This window comes from Pantoea sp. S18, assembly GCF_045689705.1.
Lineage (GTDB): Bacteria > Pseudomonadota > Gammaproteobacteria > Enterobacterales > Enterobacteriaceae > Pantoea > Pantoea symbiotica.
This window is the reverse complement of sequence record NZ_CP142688.1, coordinates 731635-748487: the sequence shown is the minus strand read 5'-3', so window position 1 is coordinate 748487 and position 16853 is coordinate 731635. Positions and strand designations below refer to the sequence as shown.

At 55.4% G+C, this 16853-nt stretch carries 14 protein-coding genes and 1 riboswitch; of the genes, 9 read left to right on the top strand and 5 right to left on the bottom strand.

Going from position 1 to position 16853, the window contains the following annotated elements; all coding sequences use genetic code 11:
• Positions 1-459: 459 nt before the first annotated feature.
• From cra to ilvI, 3 genes are all read right to left on the bottom strand, one after another.
• The gene (gene cra, locus VIJ98_RS03345) at positions 460-1470 is read right to left on the bottom strand and encodes a catabolite repressor/activator (protein WP_323272273.1); all 1011 of its coding nucleotides are present in this window, start codon (positions 1468-1470) and stop codon (positions 460-462) included.
• Between the two features lie 197 nt (positions 1471-1667).
• A complete protein-coding gene (gene ilvN / locus VIJ98_RS03340; protein WP_007885011.1) occupies positions 1668-2159 on the bottom strand; it encodes an acetolactate synthase small subunit in 492 nt (163 codons plus the stop codon).
• A gap of 2 nt (positions 2160-2161) precedes the next feature.
• The gene (gene ilvI, locus VIJ98_RS03335; RefSeq protein WP_008108621.1) at positions 2162-3886 is read right to left on the bottom strand and encodes an acetolactate synthase 3 large subunit; all 1725 of its coding nucleotides are present in this window, start codon (positions 3884-3886) and stop codon (positions 2162-2164) included.
• Between the two features lie 732 nt (positions 3887-4618).
• On the opposite strand from ilvI, the gene leuL reads away from it, so the two are divergent.
• The 5 genes from leuL (at position 4619) to leuD (ending at position 9472) form a co-directional block, all read left to right on the top strand.
• Positions 4619-4702, top strand: coding sequence for a leu operon leader peptide (leuL, locus tag VIJ98_RS03330; RefSeq protein WP_407330297.1), 84 nt, complete (start codon positions 4619-4621; stop codon positions 4700-4702).
• A 93-nt stretch (positions 4703-4795) separates the two neighbouring features.
• Positions 4796-6358 carry a 2-isopropylmalate synthase gene (leuA, locus tag VIJ98_RS03325; RefSeq protein ID WP_008108623.1) on the top strand — a complete coding sequence of 521 codons (1563 nt, stop codon included), beginning with the start codon at positions 4796-4798 and terminating at the stop codon, positions 6356-6358.
• A gap of 2 nt (positions 6359-6360) precedes the next feature.
• Positions 6361-7452, top strand: a complete 1092-nt coding sequence (gene leuB / locus VIJ98_RS03320) for a 3-isopropylmalate dehydrogenase (protein WP_008108624.1) — start codon at positions 6361-6363, stop codon at positions 7450-7452.
• 4 nt (positions 7453-7456) lie between these two features.
• Positions 7457-8863, top strand: coding sequence for a 3-isopropylmalate dehydratase large subunit (leuC, locus tag VIJ98_RS03315; RefSeq protein WP_008108626.1), 1407 nt, complete (start codon positions 7457-7459; stop codon positions 8861-8863).
• Positions 8864-8866: 3 nt separating this feature from the next.
• Complete coding sequence (gene leuD, locus VIJ98_RS03310; RefSeq protein ID WP_323272270.1) at positions 8867-9472, top strand: 3-isopropylmalate dehydratase small subunit; 606 nt, start codon at positions 8867-8869, stop codon at positions 9470-9472.
• A 35-nt stretch (positions 9473-9507) separates the two neighbouring features.
• On the opposite strand, the gene VIJ98_RS03305 is transcribed toward leuD, so the two are convergent.
• The gene (locus VIJ98_RS03305; RefSeq protein ID WP_036649573.1) at positions 9508-10686 is read right to left on the bottom strand and encodes an MFS transporter; all 1179 of its coding nucleotides are present in this window, start codon (positions 10684-10686) and stop codon (positions 9508-9510) included.
• 254 nt (positions 10687-10940) lie between these two features.
• On the opposite strand from VIJ98_RS03305, the gene sgrR reads away from it, so the two are divergent.
• From sgrR to thiQ, 4 genes are all read left to right on the top strand, one after another.
• Positions 10941-12602 (top strand): HTH-type transcriptional regulator SgrR, encoded by a 1662-nt coding sequence (gene sgrR / locus VIJ98_RS03300; RefSeq protein WP_323272267.1) that lies wholly within the window; start codon positions 10941-10943, stop codon positions 12600-12602.
• A 35-nt stretch (positions 12603-12637) separates the two neighbouring features.
• Positions 12638-12733: riboswitch (TPP riboswitch) on the top strand.
• Positions 12734-12779: 46 nt separating this feature from the next.
• Complete coding sequence (gene thiB / locus VIJ98_RS03295) at positions 12780-13766, top strand: thiamine ABC transporter substrate binding subunit (RefSeq protein WP_258144588.1); 987 nt, start codon at positions 12780-12782, stop codon at positions 13764-13766.
• Positions 13766-15352, top strand: coding sequence for a thiamine/thiamine pyrophosphate ABC transporter permease ThiP (gene thiP / locus VIJ98_RS03290; RefSeq protein WP_258144587.1), 1587 nt, complete (start codon positions 13766-13768; stop codon positions 15350-15352). Before thiB ends, thiP begins: the two co-directional genes overlap by 1 nt.
• Positions 15336-16037, top strand: a complete 702-nt coding sequence (gene thiQ / locus VIJ98_RS03285; protein ID WP_323272263.1) for a thiamine ABC transporter ATP-binding protein ThiQ — start codon at positions 15336-15338, stop codon at positions 16035-16037. Before thiP ends, thiQ begins: the two co-directional genes overlap by 17 nt.
• Here the strand turns inward: thiQ and VIJ98_RS03280 are convergent.
• Positions 16034-16798: a DedA family protein gene (locus VIJ98_RS03280; protein WP_323272262.1), complete on the bottom strand. Its 765-nt coding sequence runs from the start codon at positions 16796-16798 to the stop codon at positions 16034-16036. The two genes, thiQ and VIJ98_RS03280, sit on opposite strands and share 4 nt — an antisense overlap.
• Between the last annotated feature and the right edge of the window lie 55 nt (positions 16799-16853).

Here is a 16853-nt window from a genome sequence, read left to right as displayed (position 1 = left end):
ACTTTATCCCACTTTTTACCACGAAACGAGTTTACGGAGCCGATGAAATCCTTGTCAAGCCGCAACGGCAAGTGAATATCACTATTTACATCGGGTGAAATTAATCAGAGAGGGAATTAATCGACATGGATTCGCAAAATAAAAAATTAACCTGATGAATAATTGAATAAAAATTTTCGCACATTGAAAAATGGCGAAAAATAAAGCGCTTTTAAGCGGAATTATATTTGCCCTGCAATCTGCGACGACGGCGGCATTTTAGGGGATTTCTGAAAGGAAGCCCAGCATCATCGCGCCAGCTCTGCTACGCCTCGCTGCTGGAGATGTAAACAATTAAGAAAAGTCAGCAAGGTTAAATTGTTAGCTGGAGTGGCGATTATTTACGCTTATTTACGCCGGAAGGTTCGCAGGAAATATCTGCAGGTTAAATTAACGCTGGGCAGCGAACTGCCCAGCATTTCATTTAGCGCGGCGGCTTAATTGTCCGCGGCGGAATAAATTACGACGAATGCGGGTTAAACCCGGTTTCGGTTTACGCGGTTCATCCAGCGAGGCCAAAACCAGCTCCAGCACGCGCTCAGCCACGTCGCGATGACGCTGCCCCACCGCCAGCACCGGGCACTCAAGGAAATCCAGCAATTCGTGGTCGCCAAAAGTGGCAATCGCCAGATCGGTTGGCAAGCGGCCATCACGCTTCAGCGTAACGTCCATTACGCCCTGCAGCAGCCCAAACGACGTGGTGAATAGCGCTTCTGGCATCGGATGATCTTCGAGGTACTTCTCAAACAGCGTGGCAGCGGCGGCACGATCAAAGCTGTTGCAATAGATGTAATCAATGGGCCGTTCGTCGTCTTTCCACGCATCGCGGAAGCCGAGTTCACGCAGGAAACTCACCGACAATTCCGGCAGCGCCCCGAGGAACAGCACGTTTTTCACCGGAAGCTGACGCAATTCAGCCGCCAGCGTCTGCGCATCATCCTGATCGGCACCCACCACGCTGGTAAAGTGTTCACGATCCAGCGCGCGGTCCAGCGCGATAATCGGTAAAGGATCATTGATCCAACGCTGATAGAACGGATGCTCTGGCGGCAGAGAAGTTGAAACGATGATGGCATCGACCTGGCGCTGCAACAGATGCTCGATGCAGCGCATTTCGTTGTCCGGCTGATCTTCCGAGCAGGCAATCAAAAGCTGATAACCGCGCTGACGCGCCTGACGTTCCAGATAGTTGGCAATGCGCGTGTAACTGGTGTTTTCCAAATCAGGAATCACCAAACCAATTGAACGGGTGCGTCCGGCACGCAGCCCAGCCGCGACGGCATTCGGGTGATAGTTGTGTTCACGCACCACCGCCATCACTTTCTCGACGGTTTTTTCGCTGACACGATACTGCCGCGCTTTGCCATTGATTACATAGCTGGCCGTGGTGCGCGACACGCCTGCCAGGCGCGCAATTTCATCCAGTTTCACGGTGACACCTTAATTCTAATAAGCCAGCGCTGGCGAAAATATCCGCAGAGTAGCTATGGGTAAAACATTTGTAACATCTAACCGCAGAACACTACGCCGAGCAACCGCTTTTCTCTCGCATCCTGGATAAGCGCATAAAATAAAAAAACCCGGCATTTCGCCGGGTTAGAATCAGATGAAATCGTTACTTAAGGTGATTAACGCATTACGCGATCGCCGCGCGAAACACCCACGATTCCTGAGCGAGCCACTTCAACAATTTCTGCTACGTCGCGAACGGTGTTAAGAAACGCGTCAAGTTTATCACTGGTGCCTGCCAGCTGAACCGTGTAAAGCGTTGGCGTGACATCGATAATCTGACCACGGAAAATTTCCGCGCTGCGCTTCACTTCTTCACGGCCGTAACCGCTGGCCTGGATTTTCACCAGCATGATTTCACGCTCAACGTAAGCGCCCTGCCCCAGCTCGCTGACTCGTAACACGTCCACCAGCTTGTGTAGCTGCTTCTCGATCTGCTCCAGCACTTTCGCGTCACCAACCGTTTGGATCGTCATGCGTGACAAGGTCGGATCATCGGTTGGCGCGACAGTAAGGCTTTCGATGTTGTAACCGCGTTGAGAGAACAGTCCCACTACGCGGGACAATGCGCCGGATTCGTTTTCCAGCAGAACCGATAAAATACGACGCATAATTAAGTCCTCTCCGTTTTGCTCAACCACATCTCATCCATCGAACCACCACGAATTTGCATCGGGTAAACGTGCTCGCTGCCGTCAATATTCACATCCACAAACACCAGACGGCCTTTCGCCAGCGTATCCAGTGCCAGCTGCAGCTTCTCTTCCAGCTCCGCAGGATGCGCAATGGAGATACCCACATGACCATAAGCTTCGGCCAGACGCACGAAGTCAGGCAGCGATTGCATGTAAGACTGCGAGTGGCGGCCGGAGTAAATCATGTCCTGCCACTGCTTAACCATGCCGAGGAAGCCGTTGTTGAGATTTAATACCAGCACTGGCAAATCGTACTGCAGCGCGGTCGACAGTTCCTGAATGTTCATCTGGATGCTGCCATCGCCGGTAACGCAGATAACCGTTTCATCCGGCAGCGCCATCTTCACGCCCAGCGCAGCAGGCAAGCCGAAGCCCATGGTGCCCAAGCCACCGGAGTTGATCCAGCGACGCGGCTTGTCAAACTGGTAATAAAGTGCGGCAAACATCTGATGCTGACCGACGTCAGAGGTGACGTAAGCTTCGCCTTTGGTCAAACGACAGATGGTTTCGATGACAGCCTGCGGCTTGATTTTGTCACTGGTGCGATCGAATTCCAGACACTTGCGGCCACGCCAGCCTTCAATGGTCTGCCACCAGTCGCGCAGGCTATCGAGTTCCTGCTTCGCATCGCTTTGCGCCAGCAGCTCTAACATCTGCGCCAGCGTCTGCTTCGCATCGCCGACAATCGGAATGTCCGCGCTGACGGTTTTGGAGATCGACGTCGGATCGACATCGATATGCATAATGGTGGCGTTCGGGCAGTACTTCGCCAGATTGTTGGTGGTGCGGTCGTCAAAACGCACGCCAATACCGAAAATCAGATCGGCGTTGTGCATGGTCATGTTGGCTTCGTAAGTGCCGTGCATACCCAGCATGCCAATGCACTGGCGATGGGTGCCAGGGAACACGCCCAGGCCCATCAGCGAGGTTGTCACCGGAATATTCAGTTGCTCAGCCAGCTGCAGCAATTCTGCTTCGCAGCCCGACATAATCGCCCCGCCACCGGCGTAAATCACCGGCTTGTGCGCAGCCAGTAACGTTTGCAGCGCACGCTTGATCTGTCCTTTATGGCCCTGAATGGTCGGATTGTAAGAGCGCATGCTCACCGTTTCCGGCCAGACGTACGGCAACTTGTTGGCTGGGTTCAAGATATCTTTTGGCAGATCGATAACCACCGGCCCCGGACGACCGCTGGCTGCCAGCCAGAAGGCCTTTTTCAGCACGGTTGGGATCTCTTCGGCGTTTTTCACCAGGAAGCTGTGCTTCACCACCGGGCGGGAGATACCGACCATGTCGCACTCCTGGAACGCATCGTAACCAATCAGTGACGAAGGCACCTGACCCGACAGAATCACCATCGGGATCGAATCCATATAGGCGGTTGCAATACCGGTAATCGCGTTGGTGGCGCCCGGACCGGAAGTCACTAGCACCACGCCCACTTCACCGGTCGCACGCGCAAGGCCATCGGCCATATGCACCGCGCCTTGTTCATGACGGACCAATACGTGGTCAATGCCACCGACCGTTTGCAGCGCATCGTAAATATCGAGCACCGCTCCGCCCGGATAACCGAATACCTGCTTAACGCCCTGATCGATTAACGAACGGACGACCATTTCGGCTCCTGACAACATCTCCATTTTCTGCCTCCAGGCTTGAGGGACTGAATCCACTGACGTTCGCGTTTCCCGCACGCCACTGATATCCGGCCCCCGATCGCCAATTAAGATCAAAACCTTATGTTTATGCTCAGAAGGCGGCGTTCTGTCCGCCTTCCAGGTACAGGGAATCTACTTGAGTTAATTATATGAGAGTAGGTCGATTACCATAACCGCAGACAACCCGGCCTGCAAACGCCAGGACGCCACGTCGCGCCCAATCCGGCAATAAAGGCACTGATGCGTGATTATTGCCTGCGAGGATTAAACTAATGCTTCGTCATAACCACAGAGGAAAATGCTGGTTTAGAGATTATTTGCAGCGTGTTCTAAGAAATATGATTTTCATATTGCCTGACCACTCAGTCCACAATCTTTTGTGATAATTACTTTCTGGCGTGATTAGCTATAAAACGGCCTAATCACATCATATTCTTCTTAACAACAAGCCTAATCTTGTTTTACCAGCAATGCGCATTGTCGACATAAGCCAATAATTATCAATTAGTTAAAATAAATTCTATTTTCTAAATGATTTTTTAAGTGGATGTAATCACTTATCCTGTTACTAATTAATGCCATTGCTCTGCGCCGCTGAAAAATCACAGCACATCGCCCTTTTTACCTCACAGAAATACCCTTGCACTTAAGGTTGACTTCACACGTCAATTCCAGTACCAATATGTGCATCCAAAAATTTACGAGGTTTGAATCATGTTTCATTCTTTCCGCCTACTCGGTCTACTACTAATCGCATCCAGTTTGCGCGGTAGACTCGTGGGCGGAATCAATAACTGATTCGAACCTGCAGAAGTTTAAGAAACCCGCGCCAATGCGCGGGTTTTTTTATGCTCGTAGCACCGGCAACGTTAATGCATAAGGAAGATTACGATGAGCCAGCAAGTTATTATTTTCGATACCACTCTGCGTGATGGCGAACAGGCTTTACAGGCCAGCCTGAGTGTTAAAGAAAAACTGCAAATCGCTCTGGCGTTGGAACGTATGGGCGTGGATGTGATGGAAGTGGGCTTCCCCGTTTCCTCTCCAGGCGATTTTGAATCCGTACAAACCATCGCTCGTACCATTAAAAACAGCCGCGTCTGCGGACTGGCACGCTGCGTTGAGAAGGACATTGACGCCGCATACGAATCACTGCGTGTGGCTGAAGCGTTCCGTATTCACACCTTCATCGCGACTTCGCCGATGCATATCGCGACTAAATTGCGCAGCACGCTGCCAGAAGTGATTGAACGCGCGGTGCATATGATCAAACGCGCTCGCAACTACACCGACGACGTTGAGTTCTCCTGTGAAGATGGCGGTCGTACGCCAATCGACGATTTGTGCCGCATGGTTGAAGCCGCGATCAATGCCGGTGCAACCACCATCAACATCCCGGACACCGTTGGCTACACCTTGCCAGGCGAATACGCCAACATCATTGGCCAATTGGTGGCTCGCGTTCCCAACATCGATAAAGCCATCTTGTCCGTTCATACCCATGACGATTTGGGAATGGCGACCGGCAACGCCATCGCCGCAGTATTGGCCGGTGCGCGTCAGGTTGAAGGCACGTTAAACGGTTTAGGTGAGCGCGCCGGTAACTGTGCGCTGGAAGAAGTGATCATGGCGATCAAAACCCGCCAGCAGATCATGAACGTCCACACCAATATCAATCATCAGGAAATCTACCGCACCAGCCAAACCGTTAGCCAAATCTGCAACATGCCAATTCCAGCCAACAAAGCGGTGGTCGGTTCTAACGCCTTCGCCCACTCTTCCGGTATTCACCAGGATGGCGTGCTGAAGAACCGCGAAAACTACGAAATCCTGACGCCAGAATCTATCGGCCTGCACAAAATCCAGCTGAACCTGACTTCCCGTTCTGGCCGCGCTGCGGTGAAACACCGCATGGAAGAGATGGGCTACAAAGAGTCTGATTACAACCTCGACACTTTGTACGACGCCTTCCTGAAGCTGGCCGACAAGAAAGGTCAGGTCTTCGATTACGATCTGGAAGCGTTGGCCTTCATCAACAAGCAGAACGAAGAGCCAGAATATTTCCAGCTGAACGAATTCAACGTGCAGACCGGCTCAAGCGTGACCGCAACCGCCTCCGTGCAGTTGGGCTGCGGTGAAGAGACCAAAGCGGACGCCGCAACCGGTAACGGTCCGGTTGATGCGGTTTATCAGGCGATCAACCGCATCACCGGCTTTGAAGCCGAACTGATCAACTACAAGTTGACGGCAAAAGGCCACGGCGAGAACGCGCTGGGTCAGGTCGATATCGTGGTCAACTACAACGGTCGTAAATTCCACGGCGTTGGCCTGGCGACCGATATCGTCGAATCATCGGCGAAAGCGATGGTGAACGCGTTGAACAATATTTGGCGTGCTAAGCAGGTGGAAAAAGAACTGCAGCGTAAATTTAAAGATCAGAAGGAAACGGTGTAACTATGTCTAAGTCTTCTCATATCGCGGTATTGCCAGGCGACGGAATTGGTCCGGAAGTGATGGCGCAGGCCATGAAAGTTCTCGATGCAATTCGTACGCGTTTCGACATGCGTATCACCACCAGCGAATATGATGTTGGCGGTATCGCCATCGATCGTCATGGTGAACCGCTGCCACCGGCTACCGTTGCCGGCGCAGAGCAAGCGGATGCGATTCTGTTTGGCTCGGTAGGTGGCCCGAAGTGGGAACATCTGCCGCCTGCACAGCAACCTGAGCGCGGCGCGCTGCTGCCGCTGCGTAAGCACTTCAAGCTGTTCAGCAACTTGCGCCCTGCCGCGCTGTATAAAGGTCTGGAAGCGTTCTGCCCGCTGCGCAGCGATATCGCCGAGCGCGGTTTTGACATCCTGTGCGTGCGCGAATTGACCGGCGGCATCTACTTCGGTCAGCCGAAAGGCCGTGAAGGCAGCGGCCCACATGAGCGCGCTTTCGATACTGAGGTTTATCACCGTTTCGAAATCGAGCGCATCGCGCGTATCGCGTTTGAATCAGCGCGTAAGCGCCGCAACATCGTTACCTCAATCGATAAAGCCAACGTGTTGCAGACTTCCGTGATGTGGCGCGAGATTGTCAACGAAGTGGCAAAAGATTATCCGGATGTGCAGTTGAGCCACATGTACATCGATAACGCCACCATGCAGCTGATTAAAGATCCATCACAGTTTGACGTGCTGCTGTGTTCTAACCTGTTTGGCGACATCCTGTCAGACGAATGCGCGATGATTACCGGTTCGATGGGCTTGCTGCCTTCTGCCAGCCTGAACGAAGAAGGTTTTGGCCTGTTTGAGCCAGCGGGCGGTTCCGCACCGGATATCGCCGGTCAGAACATTGCCAACCCGATTGCGCAGATTCTGTCGCTGTCATTGCTGCTGCGTTACAGCCTGAATGCGGATGAAGCAGCCGCAAGCATTGAACGCGCTGTCAGCCGCGCGTTGGAAGCGGGTTATCGTACCCGTGATTTGGCCGGTGACGGCAAAGCCGTGAGCACAGATGAGATGGGCAGCATCATTGCCGGTTTCATCGCCGAGGAAAAATAATAAAATGAAAAGCTTATACCAGAAGTTATTTGATGCACATGTCGTCCACGAAACGCCTAACGAAACCCCGTTACTCTATATCGATCGCCATCTGATCCATGAAGTGACGTCACCGCAGGCCTTTGATGGCCTGCGCGCGCACGGCCGCAAAGTGCGCCAGCCGTCGAAAACCTTCGCCACCATGGATCACAACGTTTCGACGCAGACCAAAGATATCAACGCGTCTGGCGAGATGGCGCGTATTCAGATGCAAGAGCTGATCAAGAACTGTGCTGAGTTCGGCATTCAGCTGTATGACCTGAATCACCCATTCCAGGGCATCGTACACGTGATTGGGCCAGAGCAAGGCATGACGTTGCCGGGCATGACCATTGTGTGCGGCGATTCCCACACCGCCACCCACGGCGCGTTCGGTTCACTGGCATTCGGTATCGGTACTTCCGAAGTTGAGCATGTGTTTGCCACGCAAACCCTGAAGCAGGGCCGCGCGAAAACCATGAAGATTGAAGTGCTGGGCGAAGCTGCGCCGGGCATTACCGCCAAAGACATCGTATTGGCGATCATCGGTAAAACCGGCAGCGCTGGCGGTACTGGTCACGTTGTCGAATTCTGTGGCCCAGCGATCGAAGCGCTGAGCATGGAAGGCCGCATGACGCTGTGTAACATGGCGATTGAAATGGGTGCCAAAGCGGGCTTGGTTGCGCCGGATGACACCACTTTCGCTTACCTCAAAGACAAGCAGTTTGCGCCGAAGGGCGAGCAGTGGGAACAAGCGGTCGCTTACTGGCGCACACTGAAGTCCGACAGCGATGCCAAATTCGACAGCATCGTCACGCTGCACGCAGAAGATATCGCTCCGCAAGTGACCTGGGGCACCAATCCAGGCCAGGTGATGGCGGTCGATCAAGCGATCCCGAATCCACAATCCTTTGCCGATCCGGTTGAGCGCGCTTCTGCAGAGAAAGCGCTGGCGTACATGGATCTGCAGCCAGGCATCAAACTGACTGACGTAGCGATCGATAAAGTGTTTATCGGTTCCTGCACCAACTCACGTATTGAAGATCTGCGTGCCGCTGCCGCAATTGCCAAAGGTCGCAAAGTAGCGCCGGGCGTAGTAGCGATGGTGGTACCAGGTTCCGGTCCGGTGAAAGCACAAGCCGAAGCCGAAGGTCTGGACAAAATCTTCCTCGAAGCCGGTTTTGAATGGCGTTTACCGGGTTGCTCAATGTGTCTGGCAATGAACAATGACCGCCTGAATCCAGGCGAACGTTGCGCATCAACCAGCAACCGTAACTTTGAAGGCCGTCAGGGCCGCGGTGGACGCACGCACCTGGTGAGCCCGGCGATGGCCGCTGCGGCTGCCGTAACCGGTCGTTTTGCCGACATTCGTGAATTGACTCAGGGAGCCTAAACCATGGCGAACAAATTTACTCAACACAGCGGAATTGTGGCGCCATTAGATGCGGCCAACGTCGATACTGATGCCATCATTCCAAAGCAGTTCCTGCAGAAAGTGACGCGCACCGGTTTTGGCGCGCACCTGTTCCACGACTGGCGTTTTGAAGATGATGCGGGCACAGTGCCAACTGCCAGCTTCGTGCTGAACAAACCCGAATTCAAAGGCACCAGCATTTTGCTGGCGCGTGAGAACTTTGGCTGCGGCTCATCGCGTGAGCACGCGCCGTGGGCGCTGACCGATTTCGGTTTCCATGTGGTGATCGCGCCAAGCTTCGCCGACATCTTCTATGGCAACAGCTTCAACAACCAGCTGCTGCCGGTGAAGTTGAGCGATGCAGAAGTGGATGAGATGTTCAAACTGGTTGCCGCGCAGCCGGGCGTCTCTTTCACCGTGGATCTGGAAGCGCAAACTGTCACTGCAGGCGATAAAACGTATAGCTTTGAAATCGACAGCTTCCGCCTTCACTGCATGATCAACGGTCTCGACAGCATTGGCCTGACGCTGCAACACGAAGCGTCAATCTCCAGCTACGAAACCAATCAGCCCGCGTTCTTACGCTAAGGCAACAAAGGGCGACGTGATGTCGCCCTTCTCCTTTATACATCCCGCACGCGCGACGCCAATCCCAACGCCAGCACCGCCAGCCCCAACGCCAGCCAGTAAACCGACTCATGACCAAAGCGCTCGCTCATGGTGCCCTGAATGATGCCGGCGATAATCATGCCGGTGGAAATCGAGGTGGTGAACAATGTCGTCGCCGCACCCGCGCGGCCCGGCATTAAATCCTGGAACCACAACATGCCAATCCCTGCGATGATGCCGATAAAGGCAGCGTTGAATAGTTGCAGTACCATCAATGCAGTACGCGACTGGAACATCACCAATCCGAGATAAAACACAATCGCCGCCACCAGCGCCAGCAGCATCAGTTTGCGTTTGCCGGTGCGCCGCGCGTAATGCCCGGCCAGCAGCATGATTGGAATCTCTAGCCCGGCGGCAGTGCCCATCAGCAATCCCGCCAGCTTCTCCGGTAGGCCAAGCGTAGAGCTGATATACAGCGGCATATCAATGATATACATGGTGTTGCACGCCCACATGGTGACGGAGGCGATAAACAGCAACCGCACCTGGCTGTCTTTCCACGGGCTCAGCTGCGTCAGCACCTCTTCAGGCGATGCCACCACGCGCGGCACCGACGGCAAGGTACGCCAGATCAGCAGCATGCTCAGCAGGAAAATCCCCGCCGCCACGCAAAACAGCGTCACAAAGCCGTAGTTGAGCGCCAGCGCAAACGACAGCGGCGGCCCAATCACCCACGCCAGCGACAGCTGCGCACGCATCACCGAGCTGAACATCACCACTTCACGCGCCGACTGATCGGCATATTCGCGCGCGAGCGCAAACACCTGCGGAATCGACACGCTGGCCAGCGCCGACAAAAACACGCCCAGCGTCACCAGCGTTAAATAGTGGCGATTAAAGGCAAACAGCAGCGCATTCAGCGTCGCCATCAGGCAGCAAAACAGAATCAGGTTGCGGCGATCGCCCTGGTTATCGGAGCGTTTCGCCATCAGCAGGCTAATCACAATCCCGGCGATCGCATTGATGGTAAAGAACAAGCCGACCCAGAACGGACTTACCTGCACTTCACGCGTCAGAAACAGGCTCAGCGTCGGCGCCTGCAGCGCACCAGCCACGCCGGTCATAAACGACACTGCCATAAATGAGAGATAGACCGGATTGATGCGACGTTGACGCGTTAACAGCGATTTCATGCAGAAATCCCTTTGCGAATAAAAAAGGTAGAGAAATGAGGGTAGAAGATTCTACAGCAAAACGAAAAAAGCCAGCAGATAAAGCGCTGCTGGCGGTGAAAATGCACCCTACTCAGAAAGAGGTTCCACGTCGGCGGAACCGCTGGCAGAGCGCCATTCATTGCTGAATGCCTCCCGCTCTTCCATTGCCGGGCAGTATGCCTCTAATATGAGGCAGGAAAAACTGAGCGATTCTGACAAGGAGTTCCCCTTTTATGTCCTCATCACGTTTGCAGCAGCAATTCATCCGCTTATGGCAAAGCTGTCAGGGGCAGGATCAGGAAACCACGCTCAACGAGCTGGCCGATCTGCTGCACTGCTCGCGCCGGCATATGCGTAACCTGCTTAACGCCATGCAGAGTGAAGGCTGGCTGATTTGGCAGGCGGAAGCGGGGCGCGGCAAGCGCTCGATGCTGAGTTTCTGCTATACCGGCCTGGCGCTTCAGCAGCAGCGTGCTGAGGATCTACTTGAGCAGGATCGCATCGAACAGTTAGTGCAACTGGTTGGCGATAAAAATCAGGTGCGCCAGATGATCGCGGCACATTTAGGCCGCAGCTTCCGTCAGGGTAAACACATTCTGCGCGTGCTCTATTACCGTCCGCTGCCCAATCTGCTGCCAGGTTCGCCGCTGCGCCGCTCAGAAACCCATCTGGCGCGACAAATTTTCAACGGCCTGATGCGCATAAATGAGGAAAAGGGGGAAATCGAACCCGATATCGCCCATCACTGGCAGCAAACCTCGCCGCTGCAGTGGCGCTTCTTCCTGCGCCCGGCGATCCGTTTTCATCATGGTCGTGAACTGGAAATGGAGGATGTGATTGCTTCGCTGGAACGCGTGCGCAGCCAGCCGCTGTTTTCTCACATCAGTAAACTGGATTCGCCCGCGCCCTGGACGCTGGATATCCATCTGAGCCAGCCGGATGATTGGTTGCCGTGGCTGCTGGCCAGCGTCAGCGCGATGATTCTGCCGCGCGAATGGCCAACGCTGCGTCAGTTTGCCCGCCAGCCGATTGGCACCGGCCCGTACAGCGTGGTGCGCAATCAGCAAACGCAGCTGAAGATCGCCGCTTTCGATGATTACTTTGGCTATCGCGCGCTGATTGACGATGTGTCAATTTGGGTGCTGCCGGAGATCAGCGATGAACTGGTGTACGCCGGAGTCAAACTGCAAGGCGAAACCGCCGATGAAAAATCGGAAGAGAGCCGTCTGGAAGAAGGCTGCTACTTCTTGCTTTACGATCAGCGCTCCGCATTGGGCCGCGATGCGCATTTCCGCCGTTGGGTGAGTTATCTGTTTAATCCGATCGCCTTATTGAATCATGCTGGCGTCGGCTATCAGCGTTACTGGTTCCCCGCTTATGGCTTGCTGCCACGCTGGCACCATCGCCGCGATCTCACGCCCGCCGACAAGCCAGCAGGTTTAACCCAACTGACGCTGAGCTGGTACAGCCATCACGTTGAGCATGAAGGTATCGCCAACGCGCTGCGACCGCTGCTGGCGCAGCAAGGTGTTGAGCTGATCACCCGCGTTGTGAGCTACGAAGAGTGGTTCGAGGGCGAAGGTGAAAGTGACATCTGGCTCGGCAGCGTCAACTTTACCTTGCCGCTCGAGTACGCGCTGTTCGCCCAACTGTTTGAGCTGCCGTTGATGCATCACTGCATCCCCATTGACTGGCAAGCCGATGCCGCACTCTGGCGGCAGAAGGATTTACCGTTGGCGGAATGGAGCAAACAGCTGATCGACAGCGATTATCTGCATCCGCTGTTCCATCACTGGCTGCTGCTGGAAGGACAGCGCAGTATGCGCGGCGTGCGCCTCAATACGCTCGGCTGGTTTGACTTCAAATCAGCCTGGTTTGCGCCGCCGGAGCTGTGATCCTTTCGCGCTGTCATATAAATGTCTAGAATGAGCCGTTCTCAACGGGGTGCCTTGAAATCAGGGCTGAGAGAAACCCGTCGAACCTGATCCGGCTAATACCGGCGTAGGGATTTGAGATGCCTCACTCCTCAGATCCTTTGCGACTCAACTTATCTTCTCCTCAAGGAGCGCAAAGTGTTAAACAAAGTTCTGCCTGTGTTGCTGCTGGTTGCTGCACCGGCTTTCGCTGCCAAACCGGTTCTCACCGTTTACACCTACGATTCGTTCTCTGCCGATTGGGGCCCCGGTCCAGCGGTAAAAAAAGCCTTTGAAGCGCAGTGCGGCTGCGAACTGAAGTACGTAGCGCTGGAAGATGGCGTATCGCTGCTCAATCGTGTGCGCATGGAAGGCAAAAACAGCAAAGCTGATGTGGTGCTGGGGCTGGATAACAATCTGGTGCAGGCGGCGGAGAAAACCGGGCTGTTTGCCAAAAGTAGCGTTGATACCAAAGCATTATCGTTGCCAGATGGCTGGCACAACGACACCTTCATCCCGTTCGATTATGGCTACTTCGCCTTCGTCTACGATAAAAACAAACTGAAGAATCCGCCGAAAAGCCTGAAAGAACTGGTCGAAAGCCCGGAAAAATGGCGCGTGATTTATGAAGATCCGCGCACCAGCACGCCGGGCCTTGGCCTGCTGCTGTGGATGCAGAAAGTCTATGGCGATAACGCGCCTGAGGCGTGGCAGAAGCTGGCACAAAAAACCGTTACCGTCACCAAAGGCTGGAGCGAAGCTTACGGCCTGTTCCTGAAGGGCGAAGGCGATCTGGTGTTGAGCTACACCACTTCTCCGGCTTATCACATTATCGAAGAGAAGAAAGAGAACTACGCCGCTGCCGAATTTAGCGAAGGCCACTATTTGCAGGTGGAAGTTGCCGCGCAGCTCGCCAGCAGCAAACAGCCCAAGCTGGCGCAGCAGTTCATGCAGTTTATGGTTTCTCCGGCTTTCCAGCAGACCATTCCCACCGGCAACTGGATGTATCCGGTGATCAAAAGCGATCTACCAGCCGGTTATCAAACGCTGCAGGTACCCGCCAAGGCGTTGCAATACACGCCAGCCGAAGTGGCCGACCATCGCGCCGCGTGGATCAGCGCATGGCAAAGCGCCGTTAGCCGTTAATGCCCGGCTGGTTAATTCCCGGTAGCGCCATCGCGCTGTTGCTGTGCGCGGTGGCGCTGCTGGCGTTTGGCGCATTGGTGATGGTTGCGCCGGCCACCGACTGGCGTGCGCTGCTCAACGACAGTTATCTGCATCATGTGCTGCTGTTCTCGTTTGAGCAGGCGCTGCTGTCGGCGTTGCTCTCGGTGCTGCCCGCAATCTTGCTGGCCCGCGCGCTCTATCGCCGCCGTTTTCCCGGTCGCAACCTGTTGCTGCGCCTGTGCGCCATGACGCTGGTGCTGCCGGTGCTGGTGGCGGTGTTTGGCTTGCTCAGCGTGTATGGTCGCAGCGGCTGGCTGGCACAACTGTGCGCGGCCATTGGCTTTGACTACCACTTTTCACCGTATGGCCTGCAGGGCATTCTGCTGGCGCACGTCTTTTTTAACCTGCCGCTGGCGACGCGCCTGCTGTTACAGGCGCTGGAGAGCATTCCCGGCGAGCAGCGGCAAGTCGCCGCCCAGCTAGGCCTGCGCGGCTGGAATCTGTTTCGCTGGCTGGAATGGCCATGGCTGCGCCGTCAGATTCTGCCGACGGCGGCGCTGATCTTTATGCTCTGTTTCGCCAGCTTCGCCACGGTGCTGGCGCTGGGCGGCGGACCGCAGGCCACCACGCTGGAACTGGCGATCTATCAGGCGCTGAATTTCGACTACGATCCGGGCCGCGCGGCGCTGCTGGCGCTGTTACAGCTCGGTTGCTGTTTGCTGCTGGTATTGCTGAGCCAGCGCTTTAGCAAAGCCATTCCCACCGGCAGCCAGAGCATTCGCGGCTGGCGCGATCCGCAGGATTCATGGCAGGCGCGCATCAGCGATACGTTGTTGATTAGTCTGGCGCTGCTGCTGCTGTTACCGCCTCTGGCGGCGGTAATCGTCGATGGTTTGCGCGGCGGCGTCGCCGGTGCACTGCAACAAGCGGCGCTGTGGCAAGCCACCTTTACCTCGCTACGCATCGCCGTGGGAGCCGGCGTGCTCTGCGTGGTGCTGACCATGATGCTGTTGTGGAGCAGCCGCGAGCTGCGTCAGCGCCAAAAAGTAATCGCCGCGCAGGCGATGGAGATGAGCGGCATGCTGATTCTGGCGATGCCGGGCATTGTGCTGGCGAGCGGTTTCTTCCTGCTGTTCAACGCCACCGTAGGTCTGCCGCAGCGCGCCGATGGTTTGGTGATCTTTACTAATGCCCTGATCGCCATCCCTTACGCCATGAAAGTGCTGGAGAATCCGATGCGCGATATCAGCGCCCGTTACAGCCAGCTCTGCGCTTCACTCGGCATATCCGGCTTCAACCGTTTGCGGCTGATTGAGCTGCGCGCGCTGAAACGTCCAATTGCTCAGGCGCTGGCGTTTGCCTGCGTGCTGTCGATTGGTGATTTCGGCGTGGTCGCGCTGTTTGGCAGCGCCGATTTCCGCACGCTGCCCTTCTATCTGTTCCAGCAGATTGGCGCCTATCGCGGTGCGGACGGCGCCGTCACTGCGCTACTGCTGCTGCTGCTCTGCTTGCTACTCTTTACTCTGATGGAAAAATTACCGGGTCGCCATGCTGACACTGAATAACCTCACTTACCTTTATCAGCATCTGCCGATGCGCTTCAGTTTTGCGGCGCAGGCCGGTGAACGTCTGGCGATCCTCGGTCCGAGCGGCGCGGGGAAAAGTACCTTGCTGAGTCTGATTGGCGGCTTTTTGCCAATCAATCAAGGCGCGCTGGTGATGAACGGCGTCGATCATGCCCACAGCGTGCCGTCGGCGCGGCCAGTTTCCATGCTGTTCCAGGAGAACAACCTTTTTCCGCATCTGACGGTGCAGCAGAACATGGCGTTGGGGTTACATCCGGGCCTGAAACTGACGCGCCAACAGCAGCAGCAAGTCTTGGATATCGCCGAGCAAACTGGCCTGCAGGCAATGCTCATGCGTTTGCCTGGCGAGCTTTCCGGCGGCCAGCGTCAGCGCGTGGCACTGGCGCGTTGCCTGCTGCGCAATCAGCCAATTTTGCTGCTGGATGAGCCTTTCTCAGCGCTGGATCCGGCGCTGCGCAACGAGATGCTGCAGCTGGTTCGTTCGGTATGCGAAAGCCGTAACATCACCTTGTTGATGGTGTCGCACAGTCTGGAAGATGCTCAGCAGATTGCGCCGCGCAGTTTGGTGATCGTCGATGGGCGCATCTATTGGGATGGCAGTACTGAGAGTTTGGTGCGTGGTGAAAGTGAGGCGGCCGCCATCCTTGGCGTGACATCGCGTTAAGCGAAGAAGACTTTCCATAGCAGATGGCGGAAGATCGGCATCATTGGATGGAACTGGATCGCAATAAACGTGCCCAGGCCAATTGCCGCCATTAGCGGAGCCAGCCAGCGCAGTCGCGCAGTCGGCAGATATTTCGTTGCCCAATCGACGGTTTTCCCGCTGCGCCACCAGCGCCACAGCAGCCAGCCACCGATCCACAGCAGCAGCGCCACCAGCAACAGCAACCACTTAAAGCTGCCGCCCTGTGCGGCCTGCGGCACGTCAATCGCCACGCCCGCCAGAATGCCCGGCATCAAATAAGCGGGAGGCCAGAGAATACAGCCAATCAGGTTAGGCGGCAGGAACTTGCGCACCGGCAACTCCAGCATGCCGGCCGCCAGCGGAATCAGCGGACGCGTCGGCCCCACAAAACGCCCTACCAAAATGGTGAGCATGCTGTGCTGGTGCAATGCATGTTCGGTTTTATCCAGCAAGCCCTTGTATTTTTGTATGTATTTCCAACGATGCAGCGGCCCCTGAAATTTCCAGCCGATGCCATACGAAACCCAATCCCCGATGAGGCAGCCAGCAAAACCTGCCGCCCACGCCGGGTAAAGACCAATTTGTCCACTTCCAACCAGCGCCCCAAGGCTGGCCATTAATACCGTGCCCGGCAACAGCAATCCCACGAATGCCAGCGACTCAAGGAAAGTCACCAGCGCAACGGCGATCAGCGCGTACTCCAGCGATTGCGAAAACAGGTGTTGAATCCAGGCTTCCATAAATATCCTCTGCGGAATATAGAGGCTGGATTGTCCAGAGCACGGGAGCCAGCGT

Coding starts and splice junctions, on each gene's coding strand:
- ilvN (WP_007885011.1), bottom strand. CDS start 2,159: ATGCGTCGTATTTTATCGGTTCTGCTGGAAAACGAATCCGGCGCATTG.
- leuA (WP_008108623.1), top strand. CDS start 4,796: ATGAGCCAGCAAGTTATTATTTTCGATACCACTCTGCGTGATGGCGAA.
- leuB (WP_008108624.1), top strand. CDS start 6,361: ATGTCTAAGTCTTCTCATATCGCGGTATTGCCAGGCGACGGAATTGGT.
- thiQ (WP_323272263.1), top strand. CDS start 15,336: ATGCTGACACTGAATAACCTCACTTACCTTTATCAGCATCTGCCGATG.
- leuD (WP_323272270.1), top strand. CDS start 8,867: ATGGCGAACAAATTTACTCAACACAGCGGAATTGTGGCGCCATTAGAT.
- VIJ98_RS03280 (WP_323272262.1), bottom strand. CDS start 16,798: ATGGAAGCCTGGATTCAACACCTGTTTTCGCAATCGCTGGAGTACGCG.
- leuC (WP_008108626.1), top strand. CDS start 7,457: ATGAAAAGCTTATACCAGAAGTTATTTGATGCACATGTCGTCCACGAA.
- sgrR (WP_323272267.1), top strand. CDS start 10,941: ATGTCCTCATCACGTTTGCAGCAGCAATTCATCCGCTTATGGCAAAGC.
- thiP (WP_258144587.1), top strand. CDS start 13,766: ATGCCCGGCTGGTTAATTCCCGGTAGCGCCATCGCGCTGTTGCTGTGC.
- VIJ98_RS03305 (WP_036649573.1), bottom strand. CDS start 10,686: ATGAAATCGCTGTTAACGCGTCAACGTCGCATCAATCCGGTCTATCTC.
- leuL (WP_407330297.1), top strand. CDS start 4,619: ATGTTTCATTCTTTCCGCCTACTCGGTCTACTACTAATCGCATCCAGT.
- ilvI (WP_008108621.1), bottom strand. CDS start 3,886: ATGGAGATGTTGTCAGGAGCCGAAATGGTCGTCCGTTCGTTAATCGAT.